This is a genomic window from Nitrincola alkalilacustris (assembly GCF_008973755.1).
Taxonomy (GTDB): Bacteria; Pseudomonadota; Gammaproteobacteria; order Pseudomonadales; family Balneatricaceae; genus Nitrincola; species Nitrincola alkalilacustris.
The window spans coordinates 1-20,970 of the sequence record NZ_WBOM01000015.1 but is presented as its reverse complement, the minus strand read 5'-3'; the positions used below and the strand labels follow the sequence as shown (position 1 = coordinate 20,970).

Genomic DNA, 20,970 nt, shown 5'->3' with positions numbered 1-20,970 from the left:
TCAGCCTTCACAGAAAATCAGGACTTCACACTCACTTCATATTTTCCTCAAGCAGCAAGCAGATACTTGCCACATCTTAATGAGGAGAATAGAAATGCATACATTTTCACACAAGGGAATTCGCCCACTGATTCTGGCCTGTCTGATGATGGGGTGTGCACAGAATGCGGTTGCTGATGTTGTTACTCACGGTACCCTGTTATCCCGTGATGAGCAGGGGAAAAAGCAGGATATGCCGCTGGTCAGCACCCGTGTGGCCATGGATATTACAGGCTCTGTGCTGCGCGCTCAGGTGACCCAGGTATTCCATAACCCCACAAATAACTGGACAGAGGCACTGTATCTGTTCCCTCTGCCAGGTGAGGCAGCAGTCGATCACCTGAAAATGCAGATAGGAGACCGCATCATCGAGGGTGATATTCAGGAAAAAGAGCAGGCCCGGGCAATCTATGAGCAGGCAAAATCTCAGGGACAGAACGCCGCGCTCACCGAGCAGGACCGCCCCAACCTGTTTCACACATCAGTTGCCAATATTCCGCCGGGTGGCGAGGTCACCATCAGTATTGAGTACCAGCAGACACTGGCCTGGAAAGATGGCCGGTTCAGCGCCGGTTTCCCGCTGGCGATCACCCCACGTTATAACCCGGTACAGCCCGGAGAAGTGCGCCGTGTGGTTGAGGGACAGGCAACCCTGAACAGCGGCTGGCAGATACTGCCGGGTGAGCGTAAAACAGTGATGGCCACAATTGGTGATGATGAAACCGCCGTCAGCAATACTCCGGGGCCTGTTGAGATCAGCCTTAATCTGCAACCTGGATTTAGGCTCAGCTCTCTGGACAGCCCTTCACATCAGATCAGTCAGAAACAGACAGAAGATGGCCGTTACATCATCAGCCTGCTGGCGGATGAACCGGATGAGTACCGTGATTTTGTTTTGAACTGGACACCGGTGGAAAGCGACGAACCTTCGGCTGCGTTTTTCTCTGAGCAGCATGGGGATGAACACTATGGTCTGCTGATGCTGATGCCGCCTCAGGATCTGCACACAGCACGCTTCAGCCGGGAAGTGGTCTTTGTGATTGATACATCAGGTTCCATGGCGGGTACCTCAATTGAAGCCGCGCGCAGAGCGCTGCAGGCCGGTATAGATGGGCTGGCATCTGATGACACGTTTAACGTGATTCAGTTTAACTCTTCAACCGATACGCTCTTTAACCAGCCGGTTATAGCCGATATCCAGCGCCGTCAGCAGGCCGCCAGCTATATCAACTCACTGCAGGCAGGCGGTGGTACCGAAATGGCACCTGCGCTGACTGCTGCACTGACAGGCATACGCAGCAATGATGATACCCCCAGATTGCGCCAGATCGTGTTCATCACCGATGGTAGTGTGTCCAACGAACAGCAACTGTTTGATCTGATCCGCAGCCGTCTCAATAACACCCGCCTGTTCACCGTGGGTATCGGCAGCGCACCAAACAGTTACTTTATGGAAGAGGCCGCAGTAGCCGGGCGGGGCACCTTTACGTATATTGCGTCTCCGTCTGAATCTGAAAGCACCATGCAAACGCTCTTCAACAAGCTGGAAAAACCGGCAATGACCGATATCCGGATCGAAGGCGAGGGGATTAAATACCTGATGCCATCGGTAATTCCTGACCTTTACTCCGGTGAGCCGCTGGCTGTTTCGATGAAACTGGCAAACGGTACAGGCGAAGTCCGTATCAGTGGCCGTACCGGTGATGCCGCATGGCAGGAAACACTGATACTGGCACCGGCGGATAATACCCGGGGTATCATGACAGACTGGGCCCAGCGAGCGGTGCAGGACTGGCGCCGAGGGTATCTCAGAGGTGTCAGCGAAGAACAGATCCGTTCTGAAATCATTGCGCTGGGTTTTAAATATCACCTGGTTACGCCATACACCAGCCTGGTTGCCGTTGATAAAACACCTGTCCGTCCTGAACAGGAAGAGAGCGAAACTCTGGTGGTGCCTGTAGCCAAACCCCACGGCCTTGATCTGGCAATGGCCCAGGGCGCTACCGGGTATCAGCTGACCCTCGCCGGAGGACTTGCCGCACTGCTGGCAGCACTTTCCGTCATGATTGTGGAGCGTCGCAGAAAGTCCGGTTCAAGGTGGTGTGCATGACCCTCAGCATCCGTAACCTCACACTGGCAGCCCTTGTGGCTGCTGGTCTGATCCTCACCTCAACAGCACTGTGGATTCCTGCAAAAGCACGGCTGGCACAATGGCTGCTGGCCGATGCCTGGGCCGAAAGTCTGGACAGCGGCACAGCAGTAAAACCCTGGCCCTGGGCCGACCACTGGCCGGTTGCGCGTCTGAGCGTGCCTGATATGGATATTGATCAGATTGTACTGGCCGGAGACAGTGGAAGCTCGCTGGCTTTTGGCCCCGGTGAAAATATGCAGGCACATGCGATGACTCATGCCGCACGGATTATCAGTGGACACAGAGATACCCACTTCAGCTTCCTGCGGAATATACAACCAGGCCAGACGCTGATGCTCAGCGACCATAACGGAAATATGACATACCAGGTTGATCAGATTAAGGTGGTGGATTCGGCCGTTACCCGGCTGAGGCCCACTGCCTTTCCAGATGGACTGATACTAGTGACCTGTTATCCCTTTGATGCGCTCACCGCAGGGGGAACCCTGCGGCTGGTTGTGATGGCCTCTGCTGTTGAACCTGAGAAGCCCCCTGTTATACCTTAAAGCAGGTGCACCTTAGGCAGCATGCGCTTGTGGAGGATACGGATAATTTCAACACCACTCTTAGCGTCACCACTCTTATCGTCCAGCCGATAAAAAATTATATGGCTGCCCAGTGGGCACTGTTGGTAGCCCTGACTTATTTCATCACAGTTTTGCCCCAAGTTCGGATTTTCACCCAGACGATGAAAGCACTGATCGAACTGAAGGATGTAGTGGTTTCGTTGATCTCGGCCCCATCTCTGTTCCGTGTAAAGGGCAATCGATTTAAGGTCAGCTTTGGCCTTCCTGGTCAGCTTGAAATTTGGCATCAACGCCCTTCATTGTCCAGCTCACTAATAAAGGCGTCATAGGAGTAGTCCTCAAAACCACTTTCTTCGCCTTCCTTGAGCAATTTACGAAGTGTGCTCAAGCGTGTCTCAGACTCTTCAAGCAGGCGTAACCCAGCACGAACAACCTCGCTAGTTGAGCTGTATCGGCCATTTTTAAGCTGTTCAGAAATGAACGCATCAAAATGTTGGCCTAGAGTGATGCTAGTGTTCTTTTGCATGACGCTATCTCACAAGTACCAATAATTGGTATATTTTGGTTCAGGTGGCATAACAATGCAAATCAAGACTAGAATCAGGTAACACAAACCTGTCGATTACGAGGCCGAAGACTTCAATGGAAACTGTTACCTTATGGGGATGTAAATCGTGCAATTGACTTACGCACTTATAGGGGTGTTGATCTACTACGCGTCTGTTACTGCTATCGGAAAATGGTGTCGGAACAACAATATATCCAGACCGTTAGCATTTCGTATGGGGGCAGCAGCTTGTATTTTACTCGCGCTGGTCACGATTGTTGGTGTGAGCCTGTATTTCGGCAGAGTTATGCTAATAAACGAGGACCCACTAGTCACAGCCGGATGCGTTCTGGTTATCGCATTGTTAGGCGGCCTGCGTTGCCGGGATCAAATACCTAAAACTCTACCAGACGAAACATAGAATCAGAGAAGTTCAGCTCGAAAGTGGAGCAGGATGTCCCGACTGAATAAAACACCGAGTGGATAGTCCAAAGGGTAGGCTGATGCAGCCATATTCCTTTTGGCGCTCGCCGCTTATCTGATCTGGGCTTATTGGACCGAGCGCTCTGGAGAAGCGCCTTCCGCAGGGTTACATATAGCTGAAGGGGAGGAAGTTACGTCTCTGCCAAAAACAACGCTATGGATAATCATGGCGGTTGTGCTGGGTTTGGTCCTTTTGATCACTGGCTCACAAGTACTGTTAAAGGGGGCCATAGGAATAGCCGAGTCGTTTGGTGTCTCAGAAGCTGTGATAGGTTTGACCCTTGTGGCGGTTGGCACGTCTCTGCCCGAGCTTTCGATATCAGTCATCGCGGCGTTCCGCCGCCATGCCGATGTTGCTATTGGGAATGTCCTGGGCAGCAATATTTTCAATCTCTTGGGAATACTCGGAATTTCCGCGTTGCTACAGCCACTTCCAGTCCCTGAGCGAATTCTGCAGTTTGATCAATGGGTCATGTTGGGAACGTCGCTGATTCTGTTGTTATTTCTATATACGGACCGTCGGCTTAGCCGGATCGAAGGAGGATTGCTCTTGCTGGGCTATGGTGTTTATGTAAGTCTGAGTTTCACGGTATTCGGCACATAGCATTGAAAAGCTGTACGTTGCTATATTAGTTCACGGGCAATTTCTACAATCTGGTTGCGAAGCCATACATTAGCAGGATCATAATGCTGCCTTTCATGCCAGATAATAGATGGCGTGAAAGACTGTATTTTTATAGGTAGTTCGAGTATTTCAATAGGGACTGACTTGGCCATTCGATGGGCCAATCTTCGTGGAATGGATAGGATCAAATCACTTTCGGCCACGATCATGGGAGCAACCAGAAAGTGAGGGGTGCGTACCGCAATTCTTCTCGTGAGTCCATGTTGCGCTAACGCGTCATCCACGGCACTGCTTCCTTGCCCGGTAATAATCACGGACAGGTGCGACAGCGATACGAAGTTTTCGAGAGTCAGTTGTTCGGTGATTACCGGATGATTTTTGCGCACGACACAGACAAAATCTTCATCATAGAGTGCCCGACAGTAAAACCTTGCAGGTAGCCCCTGAAAAGAGCCAATCGCCAGATCGGCGCCTCCCTGAGCAATTAAACCTACGTTATCACCCGCTGGTGCAGGTATGACCAGATCAATCCCTGGCGCCAACGTCGCAAGTTTAGAAACCAGCTCAGGCATCAACAGAAGGGCCAAGTGGTCCGCTGTTGCAATGGTGAACTGTCCTGATGCGGTGCTTGGATGAAATTCGGAAGGTGCAACGATTGCTCGTGCATCATCAAGCAGTTTGGTCACCGATCCTGACAAGGCTATCGCTCGTGGCGTTAACTCCCATCCATTCGCTGTTCGCACCAGAAGCTTGTCGTTCAGTAATCGGCGTAATCGACTTAAGCCTCGACTCGCTGCAGGTTGGCTAAGCCCTAATCGTTCGCCAGCACGAGTGACGCTGCCTTCTTTCAGCAGTGCGTCAAACAGCTTGAGAAGGTTCAGGTCAACCTCATTTAAATCCATTTTTTGCATGCCCGATATTATCCTCATGCATTTTTAATATGCAGGTAGACTGTATAGCATTCCTCTTGTTGGATCTATCAAGTTTCTTAATCAGGAGAGGAATAATGAGCACTACCGAATTGTATGTTGTGATAGGCGCTACAGGTCGTACAGGGTCTGCTGCAGCTAACACATTACTGAATGCCGGCAAACGTGTGCGCGTTGTCGTGAGAGATGAGTCACAGGCGGATAGGTGGGCGGTTCTCGGGGCCGAAGTCGCTGTGGCAGATTTAACTGACCACTTCAGCTTATGCAAAGCCTTTTCTGATGCGGACGGTGCCTATATCGTCAGTCCCCCGCAATATTCGTCAGAAACGCTTTTTTCACAGGCTGAAGCCATGGCTCGCTCCATTGCGGACGCGGCGACAAACGCGAAGTTGCCCAAGCTGGTTGCCCTTTCATCAATCGGTGCAGAGCAACAAAATGGCACAGGCTGGATCGCCATGAATCGTATGCTTGAGGAGTCTTTAAGCGGTACAGGAATACCAGTTATATTCCTGCGTGCAGCCTACTTTATGGAAAACTGGGGGGCGCTGGTTAAAATCGCTGTAGAACAGCATCAATTACCCAGCTTTCTTTCGCCGTTGAATCAAAAGTTTCCGATGATCGCAACAGCAGATATCGGCCGCATAGCGGCTGAAGCTCTCTGTGAAAATTGGGAAGGTGTGCGAATTATCGACCTGGAAGGTCCCGCCAGATATTCCCCGATTGATATCGCGGAGCACTTATCCCTGACACTCGGAAAAGCGATACAGCCTGCCTCAATACCGGAGTCAGACTGGGCGCTATCGATAGCTGGCCAAGGTTTCTCTTCAGCGGCCATTTCCGGATTTATTGAAATGACCCAAGGGATTAACTCTGGCCATATAGCCTTCCATGATAGATCAAACGCTGAGTGCCGTACGGGGTCCGTGAAGCTTGAGACGGTGATTGATGCACTGGCTGCAGGGTAGGCCTGTCTCCTGCTTGAGCTAGGGGAGTTGCACCTCGAAGTTCATTTGCAGTGGCTGGTCGGTGTTTTCGACCTGCGCCTCGATAGCGAATCTAAAAACACGCTGCCCGCTGGTGTCCAGTGTACCGACATAGGATACGAGGTCGTTTTCCTCGACTGCGCGCATGTCGATGCTTGTGGTGTGACCGATCAGGCTTTCGTAAGATGCGCTCACTTCACCCGTTACAGGTGCTGGCTGCTGTTCTTGTCCATTTTCCAGAATTACCACGTTGAGCAGGAATATGTTGGCATCGGCTTCAATACCATATTTTAGAGCCATGGCATCGGGCAGATGTTCGGAAGGGCTAAGGTTAGCCCGAAGCGTATAACCATCAAACTCAGCGACATCTCCAAGAGGCTGTTCGCTCCCCTCGTGCTGATCGATATTAATCTGGCTGGCGGCTACGTCGGTGGACTGGTCGGATCTGTCGCAGCCGACCAGCAGAGCGGCGAGGGCCATGGTTAGTATGGCAGGCAACACGACGTTGCGGACTTTGCTTTCTTGTATGGTGTTCATGGTGTGTTCTACTCCCGGGGATGTACAGAACTTGGCGGTATCGCTTTTTGGACCGTACCTCCACTCATCGCAGACGTGCGTAAGCGCTATCTATTCATCCAGCTTAAGAAATGACAAAACACATGTCGGTGCGTTACCCCACAGATCTCTGACAGCACCCCGCAGGATTTTTACTACCGGTGTTAGCGCTTTGCTGTCACTTCATCCCGGTAATGAGGAAACACATCCAGCCTCCAGGCTGATTTGACATTAGTCAGTATTTTGGTAGATTAGTTGGATGATCAATTAAAAAATTGGACATCCAATTAAGAAATTGGGCATTAAATAAAAATTATAGGCTTGGCGCGGTTCACTCAAGGTGAAGTTGCGGGCAAATCTGGATGTGACAAGCAGAATCCCCTCTGCCAGAAAGGCGAAACATGGCAGTACTTACCATTGGTAGAACACAATTTGATGTTGATGCGGTGCTGTTCGATAAGGATGGCACCCTATTGAACTTCGGCGATCTCTGGACGGGCTGGTTTGAGGCTCTGCTGGATCGCGTCGAGCAATGTATTCCTGCGACGGTAAGGTTGGATCGGGATACATTGCGGCAGTGGGTGGGTGTGGAGCCGACTACCGGTCTGTGGGACCCCACAGGCCCCTTGACCATCGGTTCCATTGACGACATTGCGGCCATTGTCGGCTTGCACCTGTATCAGCAAAATATCCCCTGGAACGACAGTACGCAATGGATAGGGGAGAGCCTGGAATTCCTGCAGGAGGGCTTTGACTGGGCCAACAATGTAACCCCGGTCGGCGGCTTGCTCCGTTTCCTGACATCATGCCACCAAGCCGATATAAAGATGGCGGTGGTGACTTCAGACAATACAGTAAGCGCCAGTCGACAACTTGAACACCTTGGGGTACACGGTTTCTTTCCGGTGATTCTCGGGCATGATCTCGTGGTCAGGGGAAAGCCCTTTCCGGATATGGCCTTGCAGGCCTGTCGTCAGCTTCAGGTTGCACCCGAAAGAACCCTGATTTTCGGTGATTCCAACGGCGATATGGCAATGGGGCGCGCCGCTGGGCTGAGCGCAGGTGTAGGCGTTTGCGCTGGGCCCCATCTGAGTGGTGATCATCTAGGCCTGGCGGCTGCGTTTATCCGTCATTACGATGAAGTTCAGGTGACAGCTATTCCGGCGAGCGGTTTGTGAGCTGTCATCGAACAGTTAATCAATTCCGGTAGCCTCCGCTAGAGGAGTGTCTATCACCATGCCGGGCACCTGTCTGCCATTGTTTATCGCCCGATAGCTGTAAGGGTTTACGGCAGGCAAGCAGAGTCCGAACCAGAAAAACAAGAAAGAGGAAGCGAGCAATGTCGAAGTCCAACGAGCTTCAGTTTTTAAGTGAACAGGTTATCAAGGGCCGGCTTTCCCGTCGGGATTTTCTCGGTCGGGCAACAGCACTGGGATTGACGCTCCCTTTCGCCGGCTCCATGTTGTCAGGTGCGGTGATGGCCGCTGGCCCGCAAAAGGGCGGCATACTCAAAGCCGGGATGCAGGGTGGGGAGTCCACGGACAGTCTCGACCCGGCCTCCTGGACCAGCCAAGTTCAGCATTCTTTTGGGCAGTCCTGGGGGGAGGCCTTGACCAACGTGTCTCCGGACGGACAACTCGTGCCACGTCTGGCGGAGGAGGTCGGTTCCTCGCCAGACGCCAAGCAGTGGACGTTCAAGATTCGTCGTGGCGTACTGTTTCATAATGGTAAGGAGCTGGAGGCTTCCGACGTTGTCGCAACACTGGAACGTCACTCCGATGAAGATTCCAAATCCGGTGCCTTGGGGATCATGAGGGGAATCGAGTCGATCAAAGCCACCGGCAAGTACGAGGTGGTTATCAACACCACCGAGCCGAACGCCGACCTGCCGTTCCTGCTGTCGGATTACCATCTGATGATCCAGCCCAATGGCGGCAAGGATGCACCTGATGCCGGTATCGGTACTGGCCCCTACAAGGTGACAGAGTTTGAACCAGGTGTCCGCCATCGGGCGGTGCGATTTGGTGAGTACTGGAACCTGGATGAATTTGGTCATGCCGACGAAATTGAAATTACGGTGATCAATGATTCCACGGCCCGAACGTCGGCCTTGCAAAGTCGCCAGATACATATCGCCAACCGTATTGAGCCGCGTATTGTGCAGATGGTGGAGCGTATTCCCCATGTGACGGTGCAAAGCGTTTCTGGCCGGGCTCACTATGTGTTTCTGATGCATTGCGATACGGCGCCTTTCGATAACAAGGATCTGCGCCTGGCGTTGAAATACGCCATGGACCGCGAAGACATGGTCAACCGGATTTTGCGCGGCTACGGCACGGTGGGCAATGACTTCCCGATCAATAGTGCCTATCCGCTGTTCCCCGAAGGTATTCCCCAGAGGGAGTATGATCCCGATCGTGCGAAGTACCATTATGATCGCTCGGGTCACGACGGGCCGATCGTTTTGCGTACCTCCGATGTTGCCTTCCCAGGCGCGGTTGACGCCGCTCAGTTGTATCGGGAATCCTGCGCCAAGGCAGGCATTAACATTGAAGTCCGGCGTGAGCCCGGCGATGGTTACTGGTCGGAAGTCTGGAACAACCAGCCGTTCTGTACCTCCTACTGGAGCGGCCGCCCGACGCAGGATCAGATGTATTCCACGGCCTATATCTCAACGGCGGACTGGAACGACACCAACTTCTACCGGGATGATTTCGACCGTCTGGCCCGACAGGCACGGGGCGAACTGGATGAAGCCAAGCGTTCCGATATGTATCGCCAGATGGCGTTGATGGTGCGTGATGACGGTGGTCTGATTCTGCCTATGTTCAATGACTACATAGAGGCGACCACCGATCAGGTGGTTGGTTGGGATCCACACCCCATGGGTGAAATGATGTCCGGTTTTGCCTTGTCTCGGTGCTGGCTGACAGCCTGATATCAACCGGGAGATCTTCAATGAACTTGTTGGTTCTGAAGTTGATAGCCCAGCGCATTGCGCTGGGCATTCTGCTGTTATTTTTAGTATCCATTCTGATCTTTGCGGGCACTCAGATTCTGCCGGGTGATGTGGCTCAATCTATTTTGGGGCAGGGCGCGACCGACCAGGCTCTGGCGAACCTGCGCCGGGAAATGGGACTGGATGATCCTGCGGTGACCCGCTACTTCAATTGGTTAGGGGGTATTCTCCAAGGGGATATGGGAACGGCGCTGTCGAATAATCGGGACATTGCCAGCTCGCTCTGGGGCCGTGCACAGAATACCTTATTCCTGGCTTTCTGGACCGCCCTGGTCGCGGTGCCTTTGGCCATCATTCTGGGGCTGGTGGCGGTTCGGTATCAGAATCGCTGGCCGGATCGTGCTATTTCAGGCACCACACTGACGGCCATATCCCTGCCGGAGTTCTTCGTCGGCTATGTGCTGATGTATTTCTTCGCTGTAAAGCTGGGTTGGTTTCCCAGTGTTTCCACAGTCTACGACGGCATGCCCTTCGCTGATCGGATGATGGCGATTGCCCTGCCTGCAGCCACCCTGACACTGATCATTCTGGCCCACATGATGCGCATGACACGGGCCGCGATCCTCAATGTCATGCAGTCAGCTTACGTGGAAACTGCTGAGCTCAAAGGTCTGGGCGGGCTCAAGATCATCTGGCGGCATGCCTTTCCCAACTCGGTGGCACCCGTGGTCAATGTGGTCATGTTGAATCTGGCCTTCCTGGTGGTCGGAGTGGTGGTGATTGAGGTGATCTTTGTCTACCCGGGCCTCGGGCAATATCTGATCGACCATGTGGCCAAAAGAGACGTGCCGGTGGTGCAGGCCGTGGGCCTGATCTTTGCGGCGGTCTACATAGGCCTGAATATGGTTGCCGACATCGTATCAATTCTGGCAAATCCGCGTCTGCGGCATCCGAAATAAGGGAGCGGGTATGAAATATTTACGAACCATACCGATCACGGCCCTGCTTGGCACGGCATTGACCGGCATGTTCCTGTTTGCGGCCATCTTCGCCCCTTGGATTGCGCCCTATGGCATGTCTGAAGTGGTGGGCGATATGTGGGAGCCAAGCTCGGCACAGTTTCTGTTAGGCACAGATAACCTCGGCAGAGATCTGCTGTCACGGATGATCTATGGCGCCCAGACAACCATTCTGATTGCCTCTCTGGCAACCTTGCTGGCCTTTACCATGGGGTCTGTGCTCGGCATTCTTGCTGCCGTGCTCGGTGGCTGGATGGATCAGGTCATGTCCCGTGGTGTGGATATCCTGATGTCCATTCCCACCCTGATCTTTGCCTTGGTGGTCCTGTCGGTCATGCCCAGTACCATGCTGGTTCTGATTCTGGTCATGGGTATTCTGGATTCGACCCGGGTGTACCGCATCTCGCGGGCGGTCGCCGTGGATGTGAACGTGCAGGACTTTGTTGAAGTTGCACGGCTGCGTGGTGAAGGCAACAGCTGGATCGTTTTCCGGGAGATCCTGCCCAATGCACTGTCGCCCTTGGTGGCGGAGCTGGGGCTGCGCTTTATTTTTGCTGTTCTGTTTTTGTCGTCCCTGTCTTTTCTTGGCCTGGGTGTACAGCCGCCAGAAGCCGACTGGGGCAGCATGGTCCGTGAAAACCGCCAGGGCATCGTTTTCGGGGTGCCGGCGGCACTGATTCCTGCGGGGGCCATTGCCCTGCTGGCGATTTCCGTCAACCTGGTGGCCGACTGGATACTGCGGCGCACAACTGATTTGAAAGGAGGCCGCGGTGGCTGACCCTCTACTGGAAATTCGCAACCTGAAGATCGAAGTGACGATTCGCCCCCCAGGGGAAAAACCGCACGACATCACCATTGTAAAGGGCATCGACCTTGATCTGGCGCGCGGCAAGGTGCTTGGCCTGATCGGGGAATCCGGTGCCGGGAAATCCACCATCGGTTTATCACCCGCCGGCTACGGTCGAGGGGGTGTGCGTATTACCGGTGGCGAGGTCAAGGTCAACGGTCGGGACATCCTGCAATTGAGCAAAGGGGCGTTGCGTAACGTTCGGGGCAGGGAGGTGTGCTATGTGGCTCAGTCTGCCGCTGCCGCCTTCAACCCGGCCCATCGGTTGATGGATCAGGTGATCGAATCAACTCTGTTCCATGGCCTCGCCAGCCGTAGTGAAGCGGTAGCCCGTGCGGTAAAGCTGTTCCGCAAACTGGGCTTGCCGGATCCGGAGAACTTCGGGCAGCGCTACCCACACCAGGTCTCAGGCGGGCAGTTGCAACGCGCCATGACGGCTATGGCGCTGTGCCCGGAGCCGGACCTGATTATCTTTGATGAGCCCACCACGGCGCTGGATGTGACCACCCAGATTGAAGTGCTGGCGGCGATCAAGGACGCCATTCAGGACACAGGCGTCGGTGCGCTCTACATCACTCATGATCTGGCCGTGGTAGCCCAGGTCTCCGATGAAATCATGGTGCTGCGCAACGGAGAGCTGGTCGAATACGGCGAGACCCGGCAGATCATTGAAGATCCACAAGAGGAATACACCAAGGCGCTGGTTTCGGTGCGCAGCATTAACCACCAGGCAAAAGCGCCCGAGGAAGCGCCGATATTGTCTGTGCGTAATATCACGGCGGCGTACAACAAGAGCGCCGATCCTGTGCTCAAGGATATATCGGTGGAGCTATCCCCTGGCCAGACGCTAGCCGTGGTGGGCGAATCGGGCTCGGGCAAATCAACCCTGGCACGCGTCATTACCGGCCTGTTGCCGCCTAAGGTGGGGCAGATCGATTTTGCGGGCCGAACTCTGCCACGCGCCCTGAAACAACGAACCAAGGATGACTTGCGGGAACTGCAGATGATCTACCAGATGGCTGATGTTGCCATGAACCCGCGGCACACCGTTGGCACCATTATCGGTCGTCCTCTGGAGTTTTATTTCGGTCTCAAGGGCAAAGCCAAGCGTGAACGCGTCAATGAACTGCTGGACAAGATCGAGATGGGCGAAGGCTTTATCGACCGTTACCCGGCGGAGCTTTCCGGAGGGCAAAAGCAGCGTGTCTGCATTGCCCGTGCTCTGGCCGCCAAGCCCAAACTGATCATCTGTGATGAGGTCACCAGCGCCCTCGACCCTCTGGTGGCGGACGGTATTCTCAAGCTGCTGCTGAAATTACAGGAAATTGAAAACGTCGCTTACTTGTTCATTACCCACGACCTGGCCACGGTTAAGGCCATAGCGGATTCCATTGCCGTGATGTACCAAGGGGAACTGGTGCGATACGGACCTCGCGAACAGGTTCTCTCGCCACCCTTTGATGACTACACCGATTTGCTGCTGGCATCGGTGCCTCAGATGCGGGTTGGCTGGCTGGAGGAAGCCTTGGCTAACCGCCGCATGGCAAGCCAGGGGAACTGACGACGGTTCCGAGGTTGGTGGGTAGCCTAAGCAATATGTTAAGATTACCGGTCCATAAATTCTGTTAAAAAGTGAGAGTACCGGGATGGCACAAGCTGCAGCACGTCATATTCTTGTTCAAGATGAAGCAACCTGTAACGAACTGAAATCAAAAATTGCTGCGGGTGAAGATTTTGCCGCACTGGCAAAGGAGCACTCCATGTGTCCCTCTGGCCGAAGTGGTGGCGATCTGGGCACTTTTGGCCCGGGCCAGATGGTTCCGGAGTTCGACAAGGTTGTATTCAGTGCGCCAGTCAACGAAGTGCAGGGGCCGGTAAAAACCCAGTTCGGCTACCATTTGCTGGAAGTGACTCAGCGGACCGATTAAAACATAGCGGTAGCAGGCAGGTGATTCACCTGCCTGTATTTTATCTACCTTATCTTTATCTACCTGAGTAACTGAGGTCTGACTGAATCAGGATCAGTACTCTGCGCTGTGATAGACGTTCTGAACATCGTCCAGATCGTTCAGCATATCGAGGAAACGCTCGAACAGGGGCAGGTCGTCGCCGCTGATCTCGGTGGTGGTCTGTGGCAGGAACTGAATTGCATCGACTTCGAAATCTATCTCGCCGAAGGCCTCAATCAGCGCCTGTTTGGCTTTGAAGGATTCGGTATGCGGCGCGAATACGGTGATCATGCCATCTTCATCTTCAATATCGGTAACATCGACATCGGCCATCATCAGAGCTTCTAGCACAGACTCTTCATCATGCCCTTTGAAGGCGAGAATAACGCAGTGATCAAACATGTGGCTGACGCTGCCAGATGTACCGATCTTGGTCTTGGTTTTGGTGAAGCACTGGCGTACGTCACCGAAGGTACGGTTAGGGTTGTCTGTCAGACACTCGACAATCACCATGCAGTTGCCTGGGCCAAAGCCTTCGTAGCGAGCTACCGAGAAGTCTTCACCACCACCGCCTTTGGCTTTATCCAGTGCCTTATCAATTACATGCCCAGGCACCTGATCCTTCTTGGCGCGGTCCATCAGGCCACGCAGGCTCAGGTTGCCGGAAGGATCCACTCCGCCTGATTTGGCACAGACATAGATTTCACGGGCATATTTGCTGTAGATCTTGGTTTTGGCGTCGGCCGTTTTGGCCATTGATTCTTTGCGGTTCTGGTAAGCGCGACCCATATCCGGAGTCCTGTCAGTTGTCGGAAAAGGACTGATTCTACTCGCAATCAGTGGGCTAATCTATTCTCTGTGTGGGTTTTGGCAAACACGGGAGTGCGTGCTTGCCGTGCAGGTACTCCCGCAGCAGTAAGAAGGCTGCAGGAGTGTTGCAAGAGGGTAGACGTGATTCAGAGCGTCATACCAGGGGGCAGGGACGCAGGCATGCTGAGCGCCTTCTGCTCCAGTGATGCCACCGGGTAAGCGCAGTAGTCGGCTGCATAGTAAGCGCTGGGGCGATAGTTACCGCTCAGGCCCGTGCCGCCGAAAGGCATCGCTGAACTGGCGCCCGTGATAGGCTGGTTCCAGTTGACGATACCGGCTCTGATCTCTTCCAGGAACTGCTTGTATTCAGCCTCGTTATGGCTGAGCAGACCTGCTGAAAGACCGTAGCCGGTATCGTTGGCAAGTCTCAGTGCTTCATCGAAACTCTGATAGCGACGCACCGTCAGCAGGGGGCCGAAGAACTCTTCATCTTCAACACTCACGCCCGTCAGGTCGATGATGCCGGGTGACAACAGCGCATCGTTGCCCTCCAGCGCTTTCATCTCCAGCAGCGACTTGCCACCGGCCTTTATCCAGTTGGCATAGGCGGCCTGCAGTTTGCGTCCGGTTTCAGGGTTGATCACCGAACCCATGAAAGGAGAGGGCTCCTGATCATAACGACCGATGGTGAGTGCCGCTGTGGCCTCAACAAAACCTGCCAGCCACTCATCGCCCGCCTGACCAGCAGGGACCAGCATGCGACGCGCACAGGTGCAGCGCTGGCCGGCACTGATGAAAGCTGACTGCAGTGCCGCCCAGTGGGCCGCTTTGGTATCGATCTCGCTGCCGATGATCAGCGGATTATTACCACCCATCTCCAGCGCCAGAATCTTATGTGGCTGGCTACTGATGGCTGATTGAATCGCCATCCCGGTGAGCGCCGATCCGGTAAACAGAATACCGTTTACCTTGGGGTGCTGCGCCAGTGCCTGACCGGTGACGCGTGCGCCCTGAATCAGGTTGATGACACCCGCAGGTAGCCCAGCCTTCAGCCAGAGTTTCAGCGTCTGCTCAGCCGTTTTAGGCGTCTGTTCAGACGGCTTGAACACGATGGTATTACCGGCAATCAGTGCCGGAACTATGTGCCCATTAGGCAGGTGGCCGGGGAAGTTATATGGCCCGAATACCGCCATGACACCATGCGGGCGATGGCGCAATACACGCTGCCCTCCCGGCATCTCGAAGGCATGCTCACCGGTGCGCTCATGATAGGCCTTGATCGACAGATCAATCTTGCCGATCATTGCGGCAATCTCGGTGCGAGACTCCCACAGTGGTTTGCCGGTTTCACTGCCGATCACATCAGCAAGCATCTCCTGATTGGCTTCCAGCTCGGCCTTGAAACGCTGCGCCAGTGCGATGCGCTCATCCAGTGGGGTGCGTTTCCATTGGCTGAATGCGGCACTGGCAGCCAGTATTGCCTGTTCAACCGTGTCGGGATCGGCCTCATGGCCACTCCAGAGCAGTTCCTGAGTGACAGGGTTGCGCGATTCGAACGGGGTGCCAGTGCTGGATTGCCACTGTCCATTAATCAGATGTGTTTCAGCCATCCTGGGGCTCCTCGGGTTTCAGGCTCATGATTCGAACGGGGTCACCGGCGCTGACACGCAGCATCTCTGCCTGTTCCTGTGTCAACTCAAGCACGGGGCCGTCGCGATAAATATGGGGCAGACTGATCAGTCTGAATTCAGAAAAACGTTCGTTGCAGATCAACCATTGCGGGCGAACGCTGCTGTCGGTTTCGGTGCGATCAACGATGCGTGTGTTCAGTCGTTCACTGCGCCGAACACCATCGATGCGGCTCAGTTCGCATTCGACAGAGGGGCCGGCATCAAAGATGTCGACAAAGCCGTTCTTACGGAAGCCTTCGCTCTCGAGCATCGCCAGTGCAGGCTGTGTCAGTGGGTGAACCGCACCGATCACGTCCTGTGCCGCTTTGTTCAGCATTGGCACATAGATCGGGAATTTCGGCATCAACTCGGCAATAAACACCTTGTTGCCGGAGCCTGTCAGGAAGTCAGCATCGCTGAACTTCATATTGAAGAAGTTCTTGCCCAGCCCCTCCCAGAAGGGCGAGATGCCATTGGCATCAGAATAGCCACGCATCTCTGCAATCACGCGTTCACTGAACAGCTTCGGGAAGGACGCAAGAAACATATAGCGCGACTTCGAGAGCACAGAGCCGTTACGGTTACGACGGCTGAGTTCGCGCAGATAGAGTGATCCCAGTTCGGTTGCGCCAGTCATATCGTTGCTGAGGAAAAGGGTCGGGGTGCGGCGATAAACTCCCAGCGTTTCCGACGCCTGTATCACTTCGCCGAGGCGATAGTTGTACCAGACCTCGTCGCGGCCGATACGGGCCTCTATGCCGCACAGGCCGACAGGCGGGCCGTCGGGTGTTTCCTGCATCACGAAGATGTAGTGTGCCTCTTCCGGCGGCAGTTTTTGCTGAAAGGAGGCCACGGCACGTTTGAGTTTGCGTGCCATCAGTTCAGGGTTATCTGGCAGGCTGGTCACGCCGACACCAGACTCGCGAGCCATGGTGATCAGCGCATCGAGATCAGATTCTGCAATCGGTCTAATCAATGTCATGCTGAAGCTCCAGAGGCATCACCAGAGTCGGTGTATTATCGGACAGGATCGTCTGAGTGCTGCTCAGCAGCATGTCATCCACCAGAGCGCCCTCAACCAGCATGCAGATGAAATCGGTACCATGCCCCTGGCTGACGAGCCACTGCTGCGAGTCGAGCCCATCTTGCTGGCGTACACCACTGACGTTGCGTATCGCGCGGATTGAGTTCATTTTGCAGATCTCGCCGCGATAGGTGGGGCCACCATCAAAGGGGTCGATATAGCGGGACTTCACCAGACCTTCCTGCTGCAGCCATTTAATTGTGCGCTCAGTGCGTGGGTGAGGTTCGGCCAGCGCTTTACGGACAGCTTCGGGCAGCAGTGTGGTGTAGATGGGGTAGGGTGGCAGCAGTTCGGCGATGATGGTTTTGCCATGCAGCGCACACTGGTTGTCTGCAGTGATGAAATCCAGACCGAAGAACAGCTCGCCGACACTTTTCCAGAAGATGCTCTGCCCTTGGTCGTCCCAGATCCCCTGAATTTCACAGATCAACTCATCGGCAAAGTGTTCACGATGCGCGGCAATATACATCAGGCGTGAGCGTGTCAGCAGATCGAACGCCGCGGTTGAACGCAGCTTTTCAAGCATCGTGAAGGAGCAGAGGCTGGTCAGCCCCGTGAGTTCGTGTGACAGATACAGCACCGGCTGACGCTGATGTATCTTCAGATGCCTGGAGGCATGCACCAGCTCATCGATGCGATAGCTGTAGAAGGGCTCATCCGCACCGGCGTAGGGTTGTATGCCACAGACACCAACCATGTTGCCGTTATCTTCGTGCAGCCCGAACAGCAGCGTTGCCTTGTCGTCGAGCCCGGCAAAACCGGACTCGGCAACTGCAATACGCTCTGCCAACTGATCACGCTCAGTCGGCAGTGTGCTCAGGCGCAAAGGGTTCAAGTTCATCAGTGATTCAAGCGCAGGAAGATCCTGCGCCGTCACTGGTTTTACTTGCCACATATCCGGCACCTCAGGCTGCAACCACTTTAGCGACAGCACGCTCGAGCCTGAGCATCGCTTCGGCAATATCAGCATCCGGGATGATCAGTGAAGGTGCCAGACGCAAGACGTTGGGGCCAGCCACCAGAATCATCACACCTTCTTCCATCGCGGCAGCCATGAAGTCCTTGGCCTTGCCATGCCAGGCCTCTGTCAGTTCTGCACCGATCAGCAGCCCTTGGCCACGAATCTCTGTGAAGATATTATGACGCGCATTGATGGCATCAAGTCCCTGACGGATCTGCTCATGGCGAGAGTTCACACCCTCCAGTACCGCTGGCTGGCTGATAATCTCCAGCACCTTGCTGGCTACTGCGCAGGCCAGTGGGTTGCCGCCATAGGTTGAACCATGAGTACCAAATGCCAGGCTTTCTGCAATTTTGGCAGTCGTCAGCATCGCTGCTACCGGGAAGCCACCACCGAGAGACTTGGCAGTAGTCAGTACATCCGGCACCACACCATAGGTCATATAGGAGTAGAGCTTCCCGGAGCGGCCGACACCTGTCTGTACTTCATCAAAAATCAGCAGGGCATCATGCTTATCACAAAGGCGACGTGCTGCTTCAAGGTATTCCTTATCGGCTGGGCGTACGCCACCTTCACCCTGTACAGGCTCAACAATAAACCCGCACACCTTGTCGCTGAACGCAGCTTCCAGTGCCGCAATATCGTTATAGGGCACATGGCTGATACCGCCGGGTGCTGGGCGGAAACCTTCGGTGTACTTCTCCTGACCACCGGCTGTTACGGTAAACAGTGTACGGCCATGGAAAGAACCATAGGTCGACAGAATCTCATGCTTGGCTTCACCTGCCTTGTTCCAGGCATGGCGGCGAGCCAGTTTCAGTGCAGCTTCGTTGGCTTCACCACCGGAGTTGGCAAAGAATACGCGCTCAGCAAAGGTCAGATCGCAGATCTGTTGTGCAAGCCGCAGCGCGGGTTCATTAGTGTAAACGTTGGACAGATGCCAGAGCTGGTCGGCCTGCTCCTTGAGAGCGGCAACGAGTTCTGGGTGACAGTGGCCCAGCGCATTGACCGCGATACCACCGGCAAGGTCAACATACTCTTTATCCTGCTGATCCCAGACACGTGAACCACGGCCTTTGACAGGGATAACCTGGACCGGAGCGTAATTGGGAACCATAACCTGGTCGAAGACGGAACGATCGGGATGTGTAGTATTCATAATTTCCAGCCTTGTTTTTGTTGACCAAAGTGTATCCCTTTAAGGTTCAGAATACGTTTCAAAAACGCGACAGCGAATTTTGGAAATGCGGCAGGGGCTGAATTTTCAATGATTTATTACCTGAATCAGTGACGAGTATCGCTTAAGATCACAGATCGGAGCCATCACTATTTTCACGCTCTTTAACAATCGATTCTATTCGTACAGATGTACATTTTCATCGCATTCAACTGATACATCGCCAGATAAAGGGCTTTTGACTGGATGATATTTAGTCAATTGTTACCCGTTAGGTACGCAGGAACCTGACTGTTCGCCATGTTAAGAGTGCTCAGCTATCGGAGCGGAGCTGTCAGGTCATGTGATAAACGCGCTTGAATGCGCTAAATCCTGGGCAATGAAAGCCAAACTTCAAGGTCAGTTGTCTACTGCTTTTCACGAGTCGGCAGGCCAGATACATCAGCTCTTGCATCACTGTTTTCAATCGGCGACGTTTTGCTGAGTGACGCACAGGTGAGTCGGATTGCATCAAGCCTCGTAAACCGATCCAACGTAAGATGTTATAGGCCATCATAGCAAAGCTCATGACAAGATCATTGGTAGCAAACTTCCCTGACGGCAGTCGCTCCAGATCAAGGTCAGTCTTGAACTCGCTATGGAACTGCTCACACAGCGCGTGCCCTTTATAGAGTTTGATGATCGTCGCGTTATCTGCCACATCCGAAGGCAATGAAGTTAGCCAGCCATCCAAGCTGATCTCAGGCTCCAGAAACAACTGGCCCTTTGCATCGGAGTGTCTGACGGTGACCTTTACAACGCGACGTGTATTGGCCGCATCATCCAACTGCTGAGAGAACACGGTTTCCATTTTACCGGGCCGTGAATGATGCCATTGAGCATGGCTATTGGCTTCATCGTACCATTGCCAAACATCCTGCTTACGTGGGTTCCATTTGATCAGGAAGTCTACGTCTTGGGCTTTCAAAAAGACTCGATTTTCAAGCGCATCATGCGCGCTGTCGAGACGGATGAGCAGCGGTTGATCGGTTAGCTGGCGAGCCCGTGGAATGACACGCTTAAGCACACTGATAAACTCAGCATTGGCATGCTGGCTGCCAGGTCGTAACTCACAACCCAGGCACCAGCCTTGCTGACCTAAATACGCGGCGATCGGTGCATAGCCATCATGGCCTTTGTAAGTGTAGGAAACCCCTTCCTTTTTAGTGTCACTGTTATCCATTGGAAACACGTCCATATCCAAGGGGATATGGCCTGTTAAGAGTCCTGTTAAAGGGATGCTCGCGTTGCGTAAGAACTCGACACTGGCCGCATTTAACAGTGGTAGTAAGTTGGCTGCATCTTCATCAAAGCGCTGACGCAGCCGGGCTGATGAGGGTGACTGTTTAATCCCCATGGCGGCTTTGAAGTAGGGATCATGACGGGTCTGCTCCACCGCTTCAAAGTCACTTTTACCCAAGCACATGAGACCCGCATAGGTACGAATATTGATCTGGCAACAGTTTTCCGGACACATTTTCAAGCGGCTTCTCGTAGCTCTGACTCGTAGTCCATAGGGCTCATGTAATCATTGCTGGAGTGTAGTCGCATCCGGTTGTAAAACACTTCTATGTAC

At 53.8% G+C, this 20,970-nt stretch carries 20 protein-coding genes and 1 pseudogene; 10 read left to right on the top strand and 11 right to left on the bottom strand.

Annotated elements, in window-relative coordinates:
- Positions 1 to 94: 94 nt before the first annotated feature.
- Positions 95 to 2,149 (top strand): marine proteobacterial sortase target protein, encoded by a 2,055-nt coding sequence (locus tag F7R27_RS18280; protein ID WP_168927558.1) that lies wholly within the window; start codon positions 95 to 97, stop codon positions 2,147 to 2,149.
- Positions 2,146 to 2,736: a class GN sortase gene (locus F7R27_RS18275; RefSeq protein ID WP_151705714.1), complete on the top strand. Its 591-nt coding sequence runs from the start codon at positions 2,146 to 2,148 to the stop codon at positions 2,734 to 2,736. The genes F7R27_RS18280 and F7R27_RS18275 overlap by 4 nt, the downstream gene beginning before the upstream one ends.
- On the opposite strand, the gene F7R27_RS18270 is transcribed toward F7R27_RS18275, so the two are convergent.
- Positions 2,733 to 3,044: a type II toxin-antitoxin system RelE/ParE family toxin gene (locus F7R27_RS18270; RefSeq protein WP_151705713.1), complete on the bottom strand. Its 312-nt coding sequence runs from the start codon at positions 3,042 to 3,044 to the stop codon at positions 2,733 to 2,735. The genes F7R27_RS18275 and F7R27_RS18270 overlap by 4 nt on opposite strands.
- On the bottom strand, positions 3,044 to 3,283 hold the full coding sequence (locus tag F7R27_RS18265) for a type II toxin-antitoxin system ParD family antitoxin (RefSeq protein WP_151705712.1): 240 nt from the start codon (positions 3,281 to 3,283) through the stop codon (positions 3,044 to 3,046). Before F7R27_RS18265 ends, F7R27_RS18270 begins: the two co-directional genes overlap by 1 nt.
- A 670-nt stretch (positions 3,284 to 3,953) precedes the next feature.
- Between F7R27_RS18265 and F7R27_RS18260 the strand changes: the two genes are divergently transcribed.
- On the top strand, positions 3,954 to 4,391 hold the full coding sequence (locus F7R27_RS18260; protein ID WP_338088416.1) for a sodium:calcium antiporter: 438 nt from the start codon (positions 3,954 to 3,956) through the stop codon (positions 4,389 to 4,391).
- A gap of 20 nt (positions 4,392 to 4,411) precedes the next feature.
- Here F7R27_RS18260 and F7R27_RS18255 read toward each other — a convergent pair whose 3' ends face one another.
- Complete coding sequence (locus F7R27_RS18255) at positions 4,412 to 5,323, bottom strand: LysR family transcriptional regulator (protein ID WP_151705711.1); 912 nt, start codon at positions 5,321 to 5,323, stop codon at positions 4,412 to 4,414.
- Between the two features lie 29 nt (positions 5,324 to 5,352).
- On the opposite strand from F7R27_RS18255, the gene F7R27_RS18250 reads away from it, so the two are divergent.
- A complete protein-coding gene (locus F7R27_RS18250) occupies positions 5,353 to 6,306 on the top strand; it encodes an NmrA family NAD(P)-binding protein (protein WP_151705710.1) in 954 nt (317 codons plus the stop codon).
- An 18-nt stretch (positions 6,307 to 6,324) separates the two neighbouring features.
- Here the strand turns inward: F7R27_RS18250 and F7R27_RS18245 are convergent, their stop codons facing one another.
- Positions 6,325 to 6,861 carry a DUF4426 domain-containing protein gene (locus F7R27_RS18245; protein WP_151705709.1) on the bottom strand — a complete coding sequence of 179 codons (537 nt, stop codon included), beginning with the start codon at positions 6,859 to 6,861 and terminating at the stop codon, positions 6,325 to 6,327.
- A gap of 419 nt (positions 6,862 to 7,280) precedes the next feature.
- On the opposite strand from F7R27_RS18245, the gene F7R27_RS18240 reads away from it, so the two are divergent.
- The 6 genes from F7R27_RS18240 to F7R27_RS18215 all read left to right on the top strand — a co-directional run bounded on the left by F7R27_RS18240 (position 7,281) and on the right by F7R27_RS18215 (position 13,632).
- On the top strand, positions 7,281 to 8,057 hold the full coding sequence (locus F7R27_RS18240; protein ID WP_151705708.1) for an HAD family hydrolase: 777 nt from the start codon (positions 7,281 to 7,283) through the stop codon (positions 8,055 to 8,057).
- A 161-nt stretch (positions 8,058 to 8,218) separates the two neighbouring features.
- Positions 8,219 to 9,817: an ABC transporter substrate-binding protein gene (locus F7R27_RS18235; protein ID WP_151705707.1), complete on the top strand. Its 1,599-nt coding sequence runs from the start codon at positions 8,219 to 8,221 to the stop codon at positions 9,815 to 9,817.
- 20 nt (positions 9,818 to 9,837) lie between these two features.
- Positions 9,838 to 10,797, top strand: a complete 960-nt coding sequence (locus F7R27_RS18230) for an ABC transporter permease (RefSeq protein ID WP_151705706.1) — start codon at positions 9,838 to 9,840, stop codon at positions 10,795 to 10,797.
- A gap of 10 nt (positions 10,798 to 10,807) precedes the next feature.
- A complete protein-coding gene (locus tag F7R27_RS18225) occupies positions 10,808 to 11,635 on the top strand; it encodes an ABC transporter permease (RefSeq protein WP_151705705.1) in 828 nt (275 codons plus the stop codon).
- Entirely contained in the window at positions 11,628 to 13,265 is a 1,638-nt protein-coding gene (locus tag F7R27_RS18220; protein ID WP_151705704.1) for an ABC transporter ATP-binding protein, read from the top strand. Before F7R27_RS18225 ends, F7R27_RS18220 begins: the two co-directional genes overlap by 8 nt.
- Positions 13,266 to 13,350: 85 nt before the next feature.
- Complete coding sequence (locus F7R27_RS18215; RefSeq protein ID WP_151705703.1) at positions 13,351 to 13,632, top strand: peptidylprolyl isomerase; 282 nt, start codon at positions 13,351 to 13,353, stop codon at positions 13,630 to 13,632.
- Between the two features lie 93 nt (positions 13,633 to 13,725).
- On the opposite strand, the gene F7R27_RS18210 is transcribed toward F7R27_RS18215, so the two are convergent.
- The 7 genes and pseudogenes from F7R27_RS18210 to F7R27_RS18180 all read right to left on the bottom strand — a co-directional run.
- On the bottom strand, positions 13,726 to 14,442 hold the full coding sequence (locus F7R27_RS18210; RefSeq protein WP_151705702.1) for a YebC/PmpR family DNA-binding transcriptional regulator: 717 nt from the start codon (positions 14,440 to 14,442) through the stop codon (positions 13,726 to 13,728).
- Between the two features lie 167 nt (positions 14,443 to 14,609).
- Positions 14,610 to 16,073 carry a succinylglutamate-semialdehyde dehydrogenase gene (gene astD / locus F7R27_RS18205; protein ID WP_151705701.1) on the bottom strand — a complete coding sequence of 488 codons (1,464 nt, stop codon included), beginning with the start codon at positions 16,071 to 16,073 and terminating at the stop codon, positions 14,610 to 14,612.
- Entirely contained in the window at positions 16,066 to 17,115 is a 1,050-nt protein-coding gene (gene astA / locus F7R27_RS18200) for an arginine N-succinyltransferase (protein ID WP_151705700.1), read from the bottom strand. The genes astD and astA overlap by 8 nt, the downstream gene beginning before the upstream one ends.
- The gene (locus tag F7R27_RS18195; RefSeq protein WP_168927556.1) at positions 17,102 to 18,112 is read right to left on the bottom strand and encodes an arginine N-succinyltransferase; all 1,011 of its coding nucleotides are present in this window, start codon (positions 18,110 to 18,112) and stop codon (positions 17,102 to 17,104) included. Before F7R27_RS18195 ends, astA begins: the two co-directional genes overlap by 14 nt.
- Positions 18,113 to 18,122: 10 nt before the next feature.
- A complete protein-coding gene (locus tag F7R27_RS18190) occupies positions 18,123 to 19,337 on the bottom strand; it encodes an aspartate aminotransferase family protein (protein ID WP_151705698.1) in 1,215 nt (404 codons plus the stop codon).
- 352 nt (positions 19,338 to 19,689) lie between these two features.
- A pseudogene (locus F7R27_RS18185) lies at positions 19,690 to 20,841 on the bottom strand (IS1380 family transposase); the annotation flags it as partial.
- A 32-nt stretch (positions 20,842 to 20,873) separates the two neighbouring features.
- On the bottom strand, positions 20,874 to 20,970 hold a 97-nt coding region (locus tag F7R27_RS18180; RefSeq protein WP_151705697.1), incomplete at its 5' end, for an IS3 family transposase.